Origin of the sequence: Moraxella pluranimalium (assembly GCF_002014825.1) — a bacterium.
GTDB classification, from domain to species: Bacteria; Pseudomonadota; Gammaproteobacteria; order Pseudomonadales; family Moraxellaceae; genus Moraxella; species Moraxella pluranimalium.
The window spans coordinates 21837-38871 of the sequence record NZ_MUYU01000019.1 but is presented as its reverse complement, the minus strand read 5'-3'; the positions used below and the strand labels follow the sequence as shown (position 1 = coordinate 38871).

Genomic DNA, 17035 nt, shown 5'->3' with positions numbered 1-17035 from the left:
ATTAAAGGCAGGGCAAGGCAAGGTAAGGCTAAAAAAATCCGCCAAATGATGTATTTGGCGGATTTGTTTGTTATGAATTTGAATCAATCATCATCGATTAGACATCGTATTCAAACATGGCGCTGATTGACTCTTCGTTATTGATACGGCGTAGCGATTCGGCAATCATCGCAGCGATGCTGACTTGGCGGATGTTGCCACAGGCTTTGGCTGCATCTGATAGTGGAATGGTGTCAGTGACAACCAGCTCATCCAGTGCTGAATTTTTGATGGTTTCAATCGCTTTGCCTGATAGTACAGGGTGGGTGATATAGCCCACGACACGGCGTGCGCCATTGTCTTTGAGCGCTTGAGCAGCTTTGCACAGCGTACCTGCGGTATCCACGATGTCATCAACAATCACACAGTCACGACCAGAGACATCACCGATGATGTGCATGACTTGTGATTCATTGGCACGAGCACGGCGTTTATCGATGATGGCAAGGTCAGCATCTCCTAGTAGCTTTGCCATCGCACGAGCACGCACGACACCGCCGACATCTGGCGAGACGACCATTAGGTTGTCATAATTTTGTTGTTTTAGGTCTTTTAGTAGGACTGGCGTGCCGTATAGGTTGTCCACTGGTACATCAAAGAAACCTTGAATTTGGTCAGAGTGCAGATCCACCATCATCACACGGTCGATACCAGCGATTGACAGCATATCAGCGACAACTTTGGCAGAGATTGGCACACGAGCTGAACGAGGGCGACGGTCTTGGCGAGCATAGCCAAAATAAGGAATCACCGCAGTGATACGACCAGCGCTCGAACGGCGTAGCGCATCTGCAAGCAAGATGACTTCCATCAGGTTGTCATTGGTTGGCGCACAGGTTGGCTGTAGGATGAAAACATCTTTACCACGCACATTTTCTTTGATTTCGATGGCGATTTCACCATCAGAAAAACGAGTGATATCTGCTTTACCCAATGGAATGTGAAGATTATCAGCAACGGTTTGGGCAAGCTGTGGGTTGGCACTACCTGAAAAGACAGCCATATATGACATGGGAAGAATCCTATAAAAGCAAATCGAAAAAAGCTAAAATACAAGCCGATTAAGTGTATATTTTAGCATCTTTGGGGCGAAATTTGCAGGGGGTGTGATAATTTTTAGTGATTTTTGTAAAGTTTTTTGCTGGTAAAGGGTGAAAAATGCAAAAAAAATCAAGCCGACCATTGCTGATCGGCTTGATTGGATTTGGCAGAGGTAGCTGGACTCGAACCAACGAATGTCAGGATCAAAACCTGATGCCTTACCAACTTGGCGATACCCCTAGATGCAAATTTTTTTATAAAGATTTGCGAACTTTATCCAAAACAAACAGGAGGCATTTGTTTGGAAATATGGCAGAGGTAGCTGGACTCGAACCAACGAATGTCAGGATCAAAACCTGATGCCTTACCAACTTGGCGATACCCCTATATAGGGCGATAATTATACCGAAATTTTTATCCTTTGCAAGTGTTTTTGGGAATGATTTTATCAAAAATTTATAAGAGTTTGATTTTTAATGACTTTTTATATTAATTAAGCCTTATCCAGCGCCAAATCGCCATCTTTAATCCAGCCTTTGGCACGCATGATTTTGGCAAATACCCAAGTCAAAAGCGCAGGGAGTAGCACATGAAAGGCAATGATCAGCCCCCAAGTGCTAAGGCTCGTCCCCATAGCATCAAGCGTGCCGATTTGTCCGACAAGCCCTGATGTGCCCATGCCTGCACCCGATGGGATATTGGTCATGCCAAACATTGCCGTGGCAAAAGGTGCTAAAATCGCCCCAGACAGCGTTGGTGGTAGCCAGATTTTGGGATTTTTTAGGATATTAGGCATCTGAATCATGCTCGTACCAAGCCCACAAGCAACCGCACCGCCCATGCCATTATCCCGATAGCTCATCACCGCAAAGCCAATCATCTGTGCCGCACAGCCCACCGTCGCTGCCCCTGCTGCCAAACCGCCCAAGCCTAGACTGATGGCGATGGCAGCACTTGAGATGGGTAAGGTGAGAATCAGCCCCATTGCCACCGCCACGACGATGCTCATGATGATGGGGGAGAGCTCTACCGCCCACATGATAAACTGCCCCAATGAAGTCATCAGCTCGGCGATGAGTGGGCTGACAAATCCTGCCACCGCCATGCCGACAATCAGCGTCGTCGCTGGCGTGACGATGATGTCAAGCGGTGTGGTGCGATGGACGAATTTGCCAAATTCTGCACCAATCAGCGCTGCCACAAATGCCCCCACAGGCCCGCCAAGACTTGCCCCTGCAAAGCCTGTAATGATACTAGTAAATAGCACGAGCGGTGGCGATTTGAGCGCATAAGCGACCCCTGCGCCGATGGCTGCACCCACCATACTCTGCGCCTGCGTGCCGATGTCGATGAGCCAAGGTAGATTTGCCCAAGTGCCGATATTTTTGATAATCAAGCCCAAAATCAAGGACGAAAACAGCCCAAGCGCCATAAAATTGAGCGCTTCGATGCCGTAGCGTTGCCATGAGATGACGATATGTTGGCGTTCTAAATGTGCCTTGAGCGAAAAAGCGGTCATGTGTCGTCCTTGTGCGGAGATATTTGCAAGCGTATGATAAAAATGCTTAAAATTTGAGCAATTATAATCCAGTGGTGAATAATTGGCAATATTAAATTTTGATTATACAAATTTATGTGAATATGGGTGGGTAATTAGCCATAAAAAAAGCACAAATCGTGATGATTTGTGCTGATGATTGTCATAGACTTGATGGCTTATTTTTTGGCTGGGCGACTCCAGCCATCGATGGTGGCTTGGCGAGCACGAGCTAATGATAGCTTGTCTTCTGGCACATCTTTGGTGATGACCGAGCCTGCGCCGATGGTTGCACCTTTACCGACTTTGACAGGGGCGACTAGGCTTGAGTTACTACCCACAAAGGCGTTATCACCGATGATGGTGTTAAATTTATTCACACCATCATAATTGCAAGTAATCACTCCTGCACCGATATTGACATCAGCACCCAAGGCGGCATCGCCAACATAGCTTAGGTGGTTGATTTTGCTACCCAGACCGACTTGGGTTTTTTTGGTTTCGACAAAGTTGCCGATTTTGACTTTGTCTGCCAGTACAGTTTTTGGACGCAGATGTGCAAATGGCCCGATGGCGACATCAGCACCGATGATGCTGTCATCAATGACGCAGTTTGGCTTGATGTGCGTGCCTGTGCCGATGGTGGTGTTGCTAATCACATTGCCTGCGTCAATCTGCACGCCATCGCCTAGAGTGACATCACCGATAAATACGGTGTTGATGTCGATAAACACATCATTGCCCGCCGTCAATGTGCCACGAATATCGACACGGCTTGGGTCGGCGAACTGTACGCCGTTCACCTGTAGAGCTCGGATTTGGTGCGCTTGATAGGTGCGTTCAAGAGCGGCTAGCTGAATGCGGTCATTGACCCCTTCGATTTCAAATTCGTATTCTGGGGCGATGGTAGCGATGGTCACGCCATCAGCGACAGCAAGCTTGACGATGTCGGTGAGATAGTATTCGCCTTGGGCGTTGTCATTGCTTAGGATGGGTAGGTATTTATGCAGTAGGGCATTGTCCACGCAGTAGATGCCGCTGTTAATCTCAGTGATGGCTTTTTGGGCATCGGTAGCATCTTTTTGCTCGACGATGGCGACGACTTTGCCATTTTCACGGATGATGCGACCTAGTCCAAATGGATTGGCAACATTCAAGGTCAGCATTGAAATGCCGTCGGTGTTCGCTTCGACAAGCTTGGTCAAGGTATCTGCTTGGGTTAGCGGCACATCACCATACAAAATCAAGCTTTTGCCATCGGCAGGCAAGTGCGGTAGCGCCATCTTGACCGCATGACCCGTACCCAGTTGTTCGGCTTGCTCAGCAAAAGTCACGGCATAATCCGCCAAATCCGCCTTGACCATCTCACCACCAAAGCCATAAATCAGCACCGTGCTGTCAGATTGAATGCTTTGGCAAGTATCAAGTACATGGCGAACCAATGCCTTACCTGCTAAGGTTTGTAGTACCTTTGGGCGGCGTGATTTCATGCGAGTGCCTTTGCCAGCGGCTAAGATAATGGTGTGTAGCGTCATGGGATTTTCCTTAAAAATTGTTAATCCATCAATTTTAGCAAAAATTCATGAGATTTTGGCAAAATTTTATACAGCTTTGGTTGTGGTTTTGTTATAAATCAGGGAGTTTACAAAACTTCAATATCATTCAATGTGCCATGTATTTATAATGAAAAATAACACAAATACACCCACAAGGAAAACTGTATGAAAATCAATCACTATATCAATTTTGACGGTCAAGCCGAAGCGGCATTTGAGTTTTATGCCAGCGTGTTTGGTGGTGAGCCACGCATGATGCGATTTGGGCAAATGCCAGCAGGCAACAACGCTCTTAGCGAGCGTGATGCCAATTTGATTATGCACGCTGAACTGATGATTGGCGAGCATTGTCTGATGGCATCGGATGTGGTATCAGGCACTTGCGGCGGTGATGAGTCGTTGTTGCGTGGTAATGCACATTCAGTGAGTCTAGATTTCACCGCTGATGAAGTGGATGAAGCGACACGCCTATATCATGCGCTGTCTGATGGCGGTACGGTAGTTGCGCCACTCGATAAGACCTTTTGGGGTGCGATGTTTGGCGTGATTAAGGATAAATTCGGCATCCAATGGATGGTGAACTGTCAGCTATAAGCCATTGATTTGGTTGATAAACTGCCGTTGTGTGGTTTATCAGCCAAATGGCACAAAGCTAAACACCACAATCACCGTAATCATCCCTGCAATGATACCTGCAAGCACATCATCAAGCATAATCCCAAACCCGCCCGAGACATACTTATCCGCCCAGCTAATCGGTGCAGGCTTTAGCACATCAAACAGTCGAAATAACCCAAAACCAAGCACAATGACAATCCAAAAAGTCACGGAATTTGGATAAAACTCACTCATCTGCCCAAACTGATGTAGCACAAATACCGTCGGCAATAGGCTTAGCCACATACCCACCCATTCATCCCATACGATGTGCGGATCATCTTCAATATCCATCAGCTGTGATGTCTTGCCGCAGATGTGGCTGCCGATGATAAGTCCAATCAGTGTCACTGCCAAAAACACCCAAAACCCCGCCCAAATCAAAGGCAGGGCAATCACCAATCCGCCAACCGTCCCCCAAGTGCCAGCAGCACGGCGTGGCAAGCCCGAGCCCAAGCCAATGCCAAGCCAATAGATGCACTTGTCAAAGGTGCTGGCACTCGGTGGGCAAGGTGGGCATTGATTGGATTTGTAGATGTCAGGTTTGGCTTGGCTCATGGCTTTCCTGTTTGACAAAGTCACGCTTGTAGGCGATGTGGTTTTGGATATTGGTCAGGGCGTCGCTTTCATCCCAAATTTGCAATTCCCACGGATAATAAAAGTTGCTGGCATTTTTGAAATACACATGGATGCCAATGTAGCCATCCACATCTCGCAGATACCAGTTTTTTAGACCGTATTTTTCTTTAAATTCATCCAATTTATCCAAAATCAAAGCAATATCCGCCGATGGCAAAACAATACGAGCACCAAAAATATCATTTAAGATATTATTCACGGGATATTGATTTTGTCTTGCCAAATAGCGAGCGATTTTGGCGTGGATGCTTTCGGAAGTTTTCACCCGATAATAAAAAGCAATATCTTTGGTGTCGGCAAAGAGCAGATAGTCGTTAATCGCTTCGTGCAGATTGAGCCGATAGGATAAAATATGCTCAATGGGAACATTTTTTAGTGTACGGCTTAAATTGACCTTTTGCACCTTACCTGTTTCAAAATAATCTTGTGAATATTTGGCATGAATCAGATTAATTTCACGAATCAGGCGTTCGGTTTTTTCAAGATTATCGCTCATATCATCATCCTAAAAATGCTCAAATCCTTTGATGTCAAAGGCTACCGCTTGTCCATGTTCGAATAACTGCACGCCGCTATCTGCCGTGATTTCTCCGATGGCATGAATGGATAAATCGGGAAAATCCGCTTGAAATTGGGCAAATTTTTCTTGATTCATCGTAAAGCACAGCTGATAATCATCACCGCCATTTAGGATGTGCTGATATTTTTGGGCAAAGGGCAACTGATTCAATGAGTCATCGCAAGGTATATTGTCCAGATATAGCTTTGCACCCACGCCACTACCGCTTAGGATATGCCCCAAATCTTGCCCCAAGCCATCAGAAATATCAATCATGCTATTGGCATAGCCATGCAAAGCTTGCCCAAGTGCCACCTGCGGCTCGGGATAATCCAGTGTTGTGCGAAGTGGGCTTGCCTGCCCTGATAGGACCTCAAATAAGGCAAAAGCAGCACTGCCAATCTTGCCACTGACACATATGATATCATCAGGCTTAGCGCCTGTGCGTGTGATGGCGCATCCTGCAGGCACAAAGCCCATCGCCGTCACGCTGATGGTGGTGGTCGGTGCATAAGTCGTGTCACCGCCAATGAGCTTAACGCCATAATGATCACAAATCGCATATAGCCCATCGGCAAAATCCGCCACCCAAGCTTCATCATAGCTTGGCAGGCTCAAAGCAAGGGTGATGCTGTGGGGCGTCGCACCCATTGCGGATAGATCAGATAGATTGACCGCCACCGCCTTATGACCGATGGCGCGCGCTGGTGTGTCCATTGGATAATGGCGATTTGCCACCATCGTGTCGGTGCAGATCACAATCTGCTGACCGATGGGCGCATCAACGACGGCGCAGTCATCACCGACGCTGATGGCGATATCAGCAGCGGCTGGATGACGGCAAAAATGCCGAGCGATGAGCGAAAATTCGGACATAATCAGCCGTTTGATTTTTTCGCTTGATCAGCTTTGACTTCGGCTTCACGTACGACTTTGGCGTATTGGTCAAGCACAGCATTGATGAGCTTATGCGCATCGGTCGCCCCAAAATGGGTGTTCAATTGCATGGCTTCATCAAGTACGACTTTATAAGGGATGTGCAGACTGTATTTGAGCTCGTACGCACCGATGAGCAGTACGGCTTTTTCGATAGGATCAAGACGATCAAAGCTACGATCGATGTAGCTTGAAAATTCCAGCACCAATTGATCTGCTTGCTCTGGGATCTGACGCATCAATTCATGATAATAGCCCAAATGCACAGTATGCATGGCATTATCCGCACGAGTACGAGCGGCGATGGTGTGTGGCTCGTTGCCGCCCATCAGATGGCGATCAATTTTTGAGAAGCGATAATCGGTCAATAGCCACTCATAAAGACCCTGTAGGGCAAAACGGCGTGCCTTACGCACGGCGGTGTGAGAAGTCTTATAGCCTGTGTCTGATGGGATAATATGGTCTGTCATAAGCGATGTCCAGTAATGGCAAAAGGATGCATATGGCTTACTATACCATAAATTCGCCAGTGCATAAATTGGCAAATCAAGCAAATTTGCAAGGCGTGCCAAGCATCCGATTGCAAAGCAAAAGATCAATTGAAGCTGTTAAATAGTGCAGAATGATGACTCATTCGTGATGCGTCGCCAAAACGCACCGAGCATATCCACCCTATGATGGATATGCCAAGATGGATAAACTTAGATGGCTTTTAGGACTGAGACCATCTCGAGAGCAGTCATCGCGGCTTCATAGCCTTTGTTGCCTGCTTTGGTGCCGGCGCGCTCGATGGTCTGCTCGATGTTTTCGGTGGTCAAGATGCCGTTAATGACAGGCTTACCTAGGCTGAGTGCGACTTGGCTTAGACCTTTGGCAGACTCATTGGCGACGATGTCAAAATGCGGTGTCGCGCCACGGATGATGGCACCGAGTACGATAATAGCATCATATTTGTCCGACTCAGCCAAACGCTTGGCGGTGAGTGGTAGCTCAAATGCACCAGGCACACGCACCACATCGATATTTTCGCCTTGCACACCGTGGCGTACTAGGGCGTCGATAGCACCTTCAACCAAGCTTTCGACCAAAAAGCCATTAAAACGGCCAACAGCGATACCGATGCGTACAGCAGTGTTATTGTCCAAAGCGCCTTCGATGTGCGTGATGGCGGCTTTTTGTGCAGTGTAAGTTGTCATTGTCTTATCCTAATTTTAAAAATATATGAATGATTATCATGAGGCTATTGTAGCATACATTGGCTGTGTTTTTAAGCGTCATTTTGCAACCTTTGATTGCAAAATTGCTTATGATTCAGCTGTCTGATTGGCTAATACAAACTGGCTTAACTGACTTTATCGTGCTTGTCGTGCTTTATCGTGGCTCAACCAATCGCATGGGAATACCTTGAGCCGCCATAAAGGCTTTGGCTTCACCGATGGTATAATCGCCAAAGTGAAAAATACTCGCCGCAAGTACCGCATCAGCACCGCCTAAGGTCACGCCATCGGCAAGATGCTGTAAGTTGCCCACGCCACCGGATGCGATGACAGGAATATTGACACTGTCAGCGATGGTGCGAGTCAGCTCAAGGTCATAGCCACGGCGTGTGCCATCACCGTCCATGCTGGTGACGAGCAATTCACCTGCGCCACGAGCGGTCATTTGTTTTGCCCATTCGATGGCGTCGATACCTGTTGGCTTGCGACCACCGTGGGTAAAGATTTCAAAGCCCATACTGCCATCAGGCTTGGTCACTCGCTTGGCATCGATAGAGACGACGATGCACTGATTGCCAAAGCGTGCGGCGGCATCATTGACCAAATCAGGATTGGTGATGGCAGCAGAGTTGATGCCGACTTTGTCTGCGCCAGCGTTCAGTAGGTTTCTGATATCTTCGATTTTACGCACGCCACCACCGACGGTTAGCGGAATAAAGATGGACTTGGCAATCAGCTCAACGGTATGGTAAGTGGTATCTCGCCCATCGGATGTGGCGGTGATGTCCAAAAAGGTGATTTCATCGGCACCTTGGTCGTTGTAGCGTTTTGAGACTTCGACAGGATCGCCTGCATCTTTGATATCAACAAAATTCACGCCTTTGACAACGCGTCCATTTTCGACATCAAGGCAAGGGATCAGGCGTTTGGCAAGCATGGCGTATCCTATGGCAGATTATGGGCAATAGTTGGCAGTAATTGGCGCTTATGCCAGAAATAATCACTGCTTAATCCTAAAATAACTTGGCAATTTTATCAAAAAATCATTAAAATATCAGCAAGTTTTTATCGCAGGGCGATTTGCCCGATTTGTGCTGATTGTAGGAAATCTTATGTCTGTTTATACCCATTTGTCTGAAGATGAATTTTTTGCGTTTTGTGGTTTGTTTGGTGTCAAATTCAAAAAAGCCATTCCCATTGTTCAGGGGGTGAAAAATTCCAATTGGTTCGTGCAGACAGATGGCGACGAAGGCAATGATTTTTCTTATGTATTTACCCTATACGAAGAGCGAGTGCCTGCTGATATTATAAAGATGGCAACCGTCATGCACGCTTTAAAGGATAAATTACCGATTGCGCCACCGCTTGTGAAGCTCACTGCCAAAGGCAATCAAATCGGCGAAGACTGCGTCATGCGTTATGAAAATAAAGCGATTTTGCTCGTGCCAAAATTGGCAGGCAGTCATCCGACACAGACAGACACCGTGATGTGTCATGAAATGGGTAAGGCATTGGCAGTGCTACATGACACCTTAACAACCCTGCAGCCTGCCGAAGATTATGGCGTGCCACTGTACGACTGGGCAAGGGTCAAAGAGCGTGAAACCGCCTTTATGCCGACCGATGAAGCTCGCCTTATGAACGACATTTGGACAGCGTATGCCAATTTGCCGAGCGATTTACCAAAGGGCTTGTGCCATTTGGATATGTTTACTGATAATACCTTGTGGGATTTTAGCGGGGATACGCCACGCTTGACGGGCTTACTTGATTTTACTGAAGTGTCGGTTGAGCATTATTTGATGGATGTGGCAATCACCATCAATGATTTTTGTACTACTTGGGGTAATGCCACCGATGGCGAGAGTGTGAATTTTGACACCGCCAAGATGGATGCCTTTGTGGCGGGATATGAGAGTGTGCGTCCTTTGACTGATGATGAAAAGAGAGCCTTGCCTGTGATGCTTTCCTATTCTGCGACCATCTTTTGGCTACTGCGTCTCAATGTCATCCATTATAACCGTGAACAAGGACGTACGGGCGATGACATTATGGTCAAAAATCCTGATTTGATGAAACGCTTGGCGAGTTTTCATTGGGGGCGTGTCTGATGTGCCAACTTCTAGGAATGAACTGCAACACCCCAACAGATATCGGCTTTAGCTTTGCGGGTTTTCGGCAGCGTGGCGGGCTGACCGACCATCACGAAGACGGCTTTGGGATTGCGTTTTTTGAAAAAAATGCTCATGAAGCAGGCGTGGGTTTGCGCCAATTTCATGATGATAAGCCAAGCCATTCATCACCGATTGCCGATTTGGTGAATAATTACCCCATTCGTGCGATGAATGTCATTGCCCATATCCGCAAAGCTACGCAGGGCAGTAACAGCCTTGCCAATACCCATCCCTTTGTGCGTGAAGTGTGGGGTGAGCAGTGGGCATTTGCGCATAATGGGCAGATGACCGAGAGTTTCGTCAAACGCACCGAGCGTCTGATGGCGAACGGCAATGCCGAGCATTATACGCCTGTGGGTACGACTGATAGCGAATTGGCGTTTTGTTATCTATTGAACCGCCTAAAAGCCACCTTTAAAAGCCGTCCATCGGACGAAGCGTTATTTGCCTTTTTGACGGCGCAGTGTCGCTATCTGTCCGCCAATGGTTTGTACAATTGCTTATTGTCTAATGGTGATTGGCATTTGGCGTATGCAGGTAGTTTATTATTTTATCTAACCCGCAAAGCGCCATTTGGTGAAGCCAAGCTGTCTGATGGCGAGATGACGATTAATTTTCAGGATGTCACCACCGAAAATGACAAGGTAACGATTTTGGTCACTGTGCCTTTGACGGATAATGAAAAATGGCAACAGCTTGCCGTCGATGAGTGCGTGATTTTTAAAGATGGTGATGTGGTATTTCGTGATACACCCAGCAAAAAAACCTATATGAGCATCGAAGAAGGCATCGCTTTGGCACGCTCAGTCGGGGCAAGTGTCTGATGGCGACTGCCAGTTTTGCCGATGCATTTGCCACCATTGACCAAGCATGCCCTTGGCTAGCGCCATTTGCTCGTATGCATCAGGCATTTGGCATGGATGGTAAAGTGCCATTGTCTGCATGGCTGAATGAGTATTTTAAAGAAAATCATTTATCGCTAGCAAGCCACACAGGGCGAGCGCTTAGCTTTACCGACCAAAGCGATTTGCCACATGGCGTGGCGTATGAACGCTATATCGGCGAGACGGGCAAAATCCCCACACGGGATAATCTGCACGATTGGTTTGGGGCGTGCATTTGGGCAAGTTTTCCAAAGTCCAAAGCCATGCTAAATTTTCATCATCTAAAGCATCTGGGCGACGATGCCACAGGCAATGGGCGTAATCGTGTGCGTGATGCCATCACGGTATTTGATGAAAATGGCATTATCCTAGCGGTGAGCGATGATGCGATAGGGGCAGCTATTGCCGAGCGTTTGTGTCAGTTTGATTGGATGGGGTCGCTTGTTGCCCCAAGACAGTTTTGGCATCAGCCAAATACCGATGAGCGAGCAGATGTCCATGCCCAAGCTGTTATCTTTGGGCATGCACTATTAGAGCAACTGATTCATCCCCGCAAAAATCTGTGCGGTCATACGCTGATTGTCCCGGTGGATGGCTCGTTTTTTAAGATGTCTTTTGCCGAACGCTTGACGGTATTGGATGAGCGTGTGGCAGCACAGCTGAATCATTGGCTATCTAATCCTGCTACCACGCCAAGAGACTTACAGCCCTTGCCTGTGCTTGGTGTGCCGTATTTTTGGGATGGTCAAGATGCTGACTTTTATCAAGATACCAGCGTATTTCGTAGTGGGCGTAGAACATGATGAAAATTGCCTTATTTTTACACTTAATCGGTGCAAGCATTTGGGTAGGTGGACATCTGTATCTACTCATTCGCCTGATGCCAACTTTTGTGCGCAAGCAAGATGTGGCAGGCTTTTTAACATTCGAGAAAAGCTATGAACCGCTTGGCATGACAGCCCTAGCAGTGCAAATCATCACAGGCTTATATATGCTAAACGCCATCACGCCTGTGGCAACTTGGCTGACACCGATGGGGGCTTTGACTGCCTTGATTCATGCCAAATTAACTTGGCTACTGCTCACCATCATCACCGCATTACATGCAAGATTTCGTGTGGTGGCAAAGCTTGAGCAGGGCAACTTTACCGACAGCACGCTCAAGGTGATGGCAGTTCATGTGGGCTTGATTTGTCTGTGGTCATTATGTTTTGTGGCGACAGGGATGGCGTTTCGGTATTAACCCATCAGCTGACGAGTGATACGCACCAAGCCGCGCCACAAATCTTGATAGGGTGGGGCAAAATAATACAGCACGCCCAGCACCAGATATAGGCAAGCATATTGCACGAGCTTATCTTTTTCAAACAGCTTAATCGCTGTGCCAAAGGATTGCTTGAGTCGCAGGCCAAACGCATCCACGCTATAAATCTCATCCAGCAGCAAATGCACCATCGAGCCGATAAATAGCACAAGCCCAAACAGCCAGCTGACAAAGGCTGTCAAATGCAGTCCATAAAATGCCCCACAAACCACCACCAAAGCAAACACCGCCATATAAGGAATCGAGTGCACCATGCCGCGATGTGTGGTCAGACGGCTAAAGGTTTCAAACACCCCAAATCGTAGCACCAAAAATCCCACCGCCCAGACCATCAGCGAATGCAATATCAGCTCATCACCGCTATAACGGTTGGCGTATAAGATGGTGATGAGTGTCGATGTGATGAGCGAGACGACCAAAAATCCCTGTGCGGCAGGGCGTGAATGCTCAAGGTCAATATCAGGCAACAAACTGCCAAGCGTACCGATGATAGCACACAGTAGTGCTGTCGTCAGCCCATACAACTGCGTGCTAAAGCCTGCAACAGCAACACCAACACTTGCCAATGCACCAACGCCAAGATGAGTATGAAAATTTGCCATAATGCTCGGATAAATGCCGTATAACAAAAAAGCCAGTCGCTATATGACTGGCTTTTTGCTCTCAGATGAGAAGAATATTGGCATCCCATAGGGGATTCGAACCCCTGTTACCGCCGTGAAAGGGCGGTGTCCTAGGCCTCTAGACGAATGGGACGCAAAGCGTGTTATTTTTTTATTTTTAATCAAAAAAATAACTCAAATTTAAGCGTTTAAGCTTTAGAATGCAAGAAAATGCCTAGGTGCTTACATTCATCATTAGCGATTTGGTGGAGCTAAGCGGAGTCGAACCGCTGACCCCTTGCATGCCATGCAAGTGCTCTACCAACTGAGCTATAGCCCCGTGCTAATGAGTGCGTATTATACAGTAATTTTTTGGAGCGTCAAGCCTTTTTTGCAAAAAATTTGCGAATTTGTCATAAATCCCATAATGCTTTGATTTTGTTCATAAATTATCAATAAAAAACGGCACATCGATGACGGATATGCCGTTTTGTGCTTGCTATAACTTGGCTATCACCAAACCATTACTAAGCCAAGCAATTATTCATCCGCCAAGAAATTTGGCAAAGCTTTGTTCTTTTCTTCAAGCTTTTTCAGCTTTTTCTTGCCAAGACCGCCAAGCACTTCGGTGGCATGGCGCAGGCGAGCTAGCGTCATATCTGCACCAAGCACGAACATCGAGTTCATCACAGGGGTGCTTGATGTGCTACCGGCAATGGCAACAAAGAACGGCTGCATAAAGTCCTTAAGCTTAATCTCAAAATTCGCTGCCAAGCCCTTGAGCACCTTATAAATGTTCTCTTCGCTCCATTCAGGCAAGCTCTCAAGTTGCCATGTGGCAAGGTATAGGATTTCAAGCAGTTGGTCGGTGTCGAGTGATTTATGCGCAAAATCTTCGGCGGTGACATTTGGTAGGTTTTGGAAATAAAAACCCGCCCAGTTGATGGCATCAGACAGTAGATTGATGCGTGGCTGAATGGCTTTGGTGATGGCGGTAAGCTTAGCATCATCGCTTGCCCATGATAAGATAGTATTTTTTAGATTTTCTACATCCATCGCACGCAGGTATTCACTATTTAGCCAGTAGAGTTTTTCGATATCAAAGACAGGGCCACCAAGTGAGACGCGCTTAATATCAAAGCTTGCAATCATCTCATCTAGGGTGAATTTTTCTTGTTCATTTGGCAGGCTATAACCCATGCGACCTAGATAGTTTAGCAGGGCTTCAGGCAATACGCCAGCATCACGATAGTAGGTGATGGATGTTGGGTTTTTGCGTTTAGACAGCTTGGATTTGTCAGGGTTACGCAGTAGTGGCATATGGCACAGTACAGGCATCTCCCAACCAAAATATTGATACAATAGCTGATGTTTTGGCGCTGATGGCAGCCATTCTTCACCACGCAGTACATGGGTGATTTGCATCAAATGGTCATCGACGACATTGGCAAGGTGGTAAGTTGGCAGACCGTCAGTCTTTAGCAAAACTTGCATATCGACCTGCTCCCAAGGGATGGTAACTTCACCACGCAGCATATCATGAATGGTGCACACGCCTTCAGTTGGCACACGCATACGGATGACAAATGGCTTACCGCTAGCGGCTAGTGCATCCGACTCTTCACGGCTAAGATTGGCATAGCGACCGTCATATTTGACCGGCAGGCCTTGTGCCATCTGCGCTTCACGCATGGCATCAAGCTCTTCGGGCGTACAAAAACAGCGGAACGCATGACCATCATCAAGTAGCTGCTGGGCGTATTTTTTATAAATTTCACTACGCTCCGATTGGCGATACGGTGCGTGCGGGCCGCCGACATCAGGGCCTTCTGACCAAGTTAGCCCCATCCATTTTAGGGCATTTAGAATCATTTGCTCGGATTGGGCGGTTGAGCGTACTTGGTCGGTGTCTTCGATACGCAGGATAAATTCGCCGCCCATCGATTTGGCAAAAGCTAGGTTAAATAGTGCAATGTAAGCAGTGCCAACATGAGGAAAGCCTGTTGGACTTGGGGCGATACGAGTACGAACTGGACGAGTCATAATAATCTCAAAATAATTTCAAAAATGGCTAAGATAACGCATAAATTGTGGTTATGATACCAAATTAGCACGATTTTTGGTAGCTGAAGATGGCTGAATGCTGATGGATTGGCAAAGCTGTTTAAAATCAGTAACAAACGCATACAAAAAACCGCCACATTTTCCCCAAAAATACACCAATTACTGCTAAAATAGTAAGGTTATATTTCCATGCGATTGTTTAATAAAATTTACTTTATGGTGAATTTATTAAATTTTGAAATATAAGCACATAATTTGGTGAATTTTGATGAATCATGATGCATCATCAGCCATTGAATGACTGTCAATTCGTTAAAACTTAGCCAAACTAAATTAGCTAAGACCCAAAACAAGCCAAACCAAAACCAGCATAAGGGGCGATATGTCAAGCCAAGCCACAGCCGATTTTAGTCATACTACCGTTCTACTCGAAGAGACGGTGGCAATGGTGCTTGGTGTCAAGACACTTGCCGATGTGCCAAAGCGGTCGGTATCGGGCATCTATGTCGATGCGACCTTTGGGCGGGGCGGGCATAGCCGATTGTTGCTTGAGTATTTGGCAGATGATGCTTGCCTTGTGGTGTTTGATAAAGACCCTGAAGCCATTGCGGTGGCACAGGATTTGGCGCAGGCGGATGCTCGTATCAAGGTAGTGCATGACAGCTTTGCAAGTCTGACAGACAGCCTCGTGACACTTGGCATTGATAAAGTCGATGGCTTGATGGCAGACCTTGGTGTATCAAGTCCGCAGCTGGATGACGGCACTCGTGGCTTTAGCTTTATGCGAGATGGGGCGGTGGATATGCGTATGGATACCACTCGTGGCGAGCCTGTGTCGGCGTGGCTTACTCGTGTGTCTGCTGATGAGCTTGCCGATGTGCTGTTTGAATATGGCGAAGAGCGTCATTCACGGCGTATCGCTCGGGCGATTAAGGCGATGGAGAATTATGACTCAACGCTGGCACTGGCAGAAGTCATCAAGCAGGCGCATCCAAATTGGCAAAAAGGCAAACATCCTGCCACCCAAAGCTTTCAGGCGATGCGGATTTTTATTAATAATGAGCTTGGCGATGTCGATGAGTTTCTTACCCAAAGTATCGATGTGCTAAAAGCAGGTGGCGAGCTTGCCGTGATTAGCTTTCATTCGCTCGAAGACCGCCGTATCAAGCAGTTTTTACAAAAACATAGCCGTGGGCAATACGACGAAGATGCACATCTACCGATACCGCCTGTACGCCCAAAATACTTTGGCAAGCCAAAGCGAGTCGCGCCAAGTGATGCCGAAGTCAAAGCCAATCCCCGTGCACGCAGTGCGTGGCTGCGTGGCGCAACCCGTAGCGATGTGGCGTGGGTAGGCGATGTGTGATTGCTAGATGGCAATGATTTGATAATTGATAAAGTTTAATGATATTTTTTAGTGATAGTTAGTAGAGCAACATGAGCAGTCCAAAACTCAGTAATTTTATAAATGAAAACACACAAGCCATTCGCACCAATTTTACAACAGTATTGCGTGTGATTTTGGCGATTCTTGTGTTGCTGATTTTTTGGACGGCGCTGAGTATTGTTGAGCAGACCAATGAGCGACATCAGGTGCATATTCAGATTCGCAAATTGGATCTTGAGCTTAGCGATCTTCGCACCGAAGAGCAACGGCTGATGATCGAGCAACAAACCTTTAGTGCCACACCACAAGTGGCAAGCCGTGCAGTTAGTGAGCTGGGTATGTTTTTCCCAACGGGTGAAAATCGCCGAGTGATTGCACCATCAGCAGGGCAAACGCAGTCAGAGAAACAGGGAAAATAA

At 47.1% G+C, this 17035-nt stretch carries 18 protein-coding genes and 4 tRNA genes; 7 read left to right on the top strand and 15 right to left on the bottom strand.

All coding sequences use genetic code 11. The annotated features are described in order from the left end of the window. Positions 1 to 97: 97 nt before the first annotated feature. The 5 genes from B0680_RS08245 to glmU form a co-directional block, all read right to left on the bottom strand. Complete coding sequence (locus B0680_RS08245) at positions 98 to 1051, bottom strand: ribose-phosphate pyrophosphokinase (RefSeq protein ID WP_078254629.1); 954 nt, start codon at positions 1049 to 1051, stop codon at positions 98 to 100. 193 nt (positions 1052 to 1244) lie between these two features. After that, positions 1245 to 1320, bottom strand: a tRNA-Gln gene (locus B0680_RS08240). 70 nt (positions 1321 to 1390) lie between these two features. Next, a tRNA-Gln gene (locus tag B0680_RS08235) sits at positions 1391 to 1466 on the bottom strand. A 107-nt stretch (positions 1467 to 1573) separates the two neighbouring features. Beyond that, positions 1574 to 2599, bottom strand: a complete 1026-nt coding sequence (locus B0680_RS08230) for a PTS transporter subunit IIC (RefSeq protein ID WP_078254628.1) — start codon at positions 2597 to 2599, stop codon at positions 1574 to 1576. 197 nt (positions 2600 to 2796) lie between these two features. After that, on the bottom strand, positions 2797 to 4152 hold the full coding sequence (gene glmU, locus B0680_RS08225) for a bifunctional UDP-N-acetylglucosamine diphosphorylase/glucosamine-1-phosphate N-acetyltransferase GlmU (RefSeq protein ID WP_078254627.1): 1356 nt from the start codon (positions 4150 to 4152) through the stop codon (positions 2797 to 2799). A 186-nt stretch (positions 4153 to 4338) separates the two neighbouring features. Between glmU and B0680_RS08220 the strand changes: the two genes are divergently transcribed. Then, positions 4339 to 4767, top strand: a complete 429-nt coding sequence (locus B0680_RS08220; protein ID WP_078254626.1) for a VOC family protein — start codon at positions 4339 to 4341, stop codon at positions 4765 to 4767. Positions 4768 to 4806: 39 nt separating this feature from the next. On the opposite strand, the gene B0680_RS08215 is transcribed toward B0680_RS08220, so the two are convergent. From B0680_RS08215 to hisF, 6 genes are all read right to left on the bottom strand, one after another. Beyond that, complete coding sequence (locus tag B0680_RS08215; protein ID WP_078254625.1) at positions 4807 to 5388, bottom strand: phosphatidylglycerophosphatase A family protein; 582 nt, start codon at positions 5386 to 5388, stop codon at positions 4807 to 4809. Beyond that, positions 5369 to 5965, bottom strand: coding sequence for a nucleotidyltransferase family protein (locus tag B0680_RS08210; RefSeq protein ID WP_078254624.1), 597 nt, complete (start codon positions 5963 to 5965; stop codon positions 5369 to 5371). The genes B0680_RS08215 and B0680_RS08210 overlap by 20 nt, the downstream gene beginning before the upstream one ends. A gap of 9 nt (positions 5966 to 5974) precedes the next feature. Continuing rightward, on the bottom strand, positions 5975 to 6904 hold the full coding sequence (gene thiL, locus B0680_RS08205) for a thiamine-phosphate kinase (protein ID WP_078254623.1): 930 nt from the start codon (positions 6902 to 6904) through the stop codon (positions 5975 to 5977). Positions 6905 to 6906: 2 nt separating this feature from the next. Further along, positions 6907 to 7434, bottom strand: a complete 528-nt coding sequence (gene nusB / locus B0680_RS08200) for a transcription antitermination factor NusB (RefSeq protein ID WP_078254622.1) — start codon at positions 7432 to 7434, stop codon at positions 6907 to 6909. A gap of 231 nt (positions 7435 to 7665) precedes the next feature. Beyond that, positions 7666 to 8160, bottom strand: coding sequence for a 6,7-dimethyl-8-ribityllumazine synthase (gene ribH, locus B0680_RS08195; RefSeq protein WP_078254621.1), 495 nt, complete (start codon positions 8158 to 8160; stop codon positions 7666 to 7668). A gap of 175 nt (positions 8161 to 8335) precedes the next feature. Then, a complete protein-coding gene (gene hisF / locus B0680_RS08190) occupies positions 8336 to 9118 on the bottom strand; it encodes an imidazole glycerol phosphate synthase subunit HisF (RefSeq protein WP_078254620.1) in 783 nt (260 codons plus the stop codon). Between the two features lie 175 nt (positions 9119 to 9293). Here hisF and B0680_RS08185 point away from each other — a divergent pair, with 175 nt between their 5' ends. The 4 genes from B0680_RS08185 to B0680_RS08170 are packed head-to-tail and all read left to right on the top strand — an operon-like array spanning position 9294 to position 12482. Further along, positions 9294 to 10292 carry a homoserine kinase gene (locus B0680_RS08185; protein WP_078254619.1) on the top strand — a complete coding sequence of 333 codons (999 nt, stop codon included), beginning with the start codon at positions 9294 to 9296 and terminating at the stop codon, positions 10290 to 10292. Beyond that, positions 10292 to 11179: a class II glutamine amidotransferase gene (locus B0680_RS08180; RefSeq protein ID WP_078254618.1), complete on the top strand. Its 888-nt coding sequence runs from the start codon at positions 10292 to 10294 to the stop codon at positions 11177 to 11179. Before B0680_RS08185 ends, B0680_RS08180 begins: the two co-directional genes overlap by 1 nt. Further along, positions 11179 to 12042: a DUF3025 domain-containing protein gene (locus B0680_RS08175; protein WP_078254617.1), complete on the top strand. Its 864-nt coding sequence runs from the start codon at positions 11179 to 11181 to the stop codon at positions 12040 to 12042. Before B0680_RS08180 ends, B0680_RS08175 begins: the two co-directional genes overlap by 1 nt. Then, positions 12039 to 12482, top strand: coding sequence for a hypothetical protein (locus tag B0680_RS08170; RefSeq protein ID WP_078254616.1), 444 nt, complete (start codon positions 12039 to 12041; stop codon positions 12480 to 12482). The genes B0680_RS08175 and B0680_RS08170 overlap by 4 nt, the downstream gene beginning before the upstream one ends. Here B0680_RS08170 and B0680_RS08165 read toward each other — a convergent pair. From B0680_RS08165 to gltX, 4 genes are all read right to left on the bottom strand, one after another. Further along, positions 12479 to 13165 (bottom strand): metal-dependent hydrolase, encoded by a 687-nt coding sequence (locus B0680_RS08165; protein ID WP_078254615.1) that lies wholly within the window; start codon positions 13163 to 13165, stop codon positions 12479 to 12481. The genes B0680_RS08170 and B0680_RS08165 overlap by 4 nt on opposite strands. Positions 13166 to 13243: 78 nt before the next feature. Further along, positions 13244 to 13319, bottom strand: a tRNA-Glu gene (locus tag B0680_RS08160). 110 nt (positions 13320 to 13429) lie between these two features. Then, positions 13430 to 13505: transfer RNA gene (locus B0680_RS08155), tRNA-Ala, on the bottom strand. Positions 13506 to 13705: 200 nt separating this feature from the next. Further along, positions 13706 to 15208: a glutamate--tRNA ligase gene (gltX, locus tag B0680_RS08150; protein WP_078254614.1), complete on the bottom strand. Its 1503-nt coding sequence runs from the start codon at positions 15206 to 15208 to the stop codon at positions 13706 to 13708. Positions 15209 to 15611: 403 nt separating this feature from the next. Here gltX and rsmH point away from each other — a divergent pair, with 403 nt between their 5' ends. Beyond that, positions 15612 to 16595 (top strand): 16S rRNA (cytosine(1402)-N(4))-methyltransferase RsmH, encoded by a 984-nt coding sequence (rsmH, locus tag B0680_RS08145; RefSeq protein WP_078254613.1) that lies wholly within the window; start codon positions 15612 to 15614, stop codon positions 16593 to 16595. A 71-nt stretch (positions 16596 to 16666) separates the two neighbouring features. After that, the gene (gene ftsL, locus B0680_RS08140) at positions 16667 to 17035 is read left to right on the top strand and encodes a cell division protein FtsL (RefSeq protein ID WP_078254612.1); all 369 of its coding nucleotides are present in this window, start codon (positions 16667 to 16669) and stop codon (positions 17033 to 17035) included.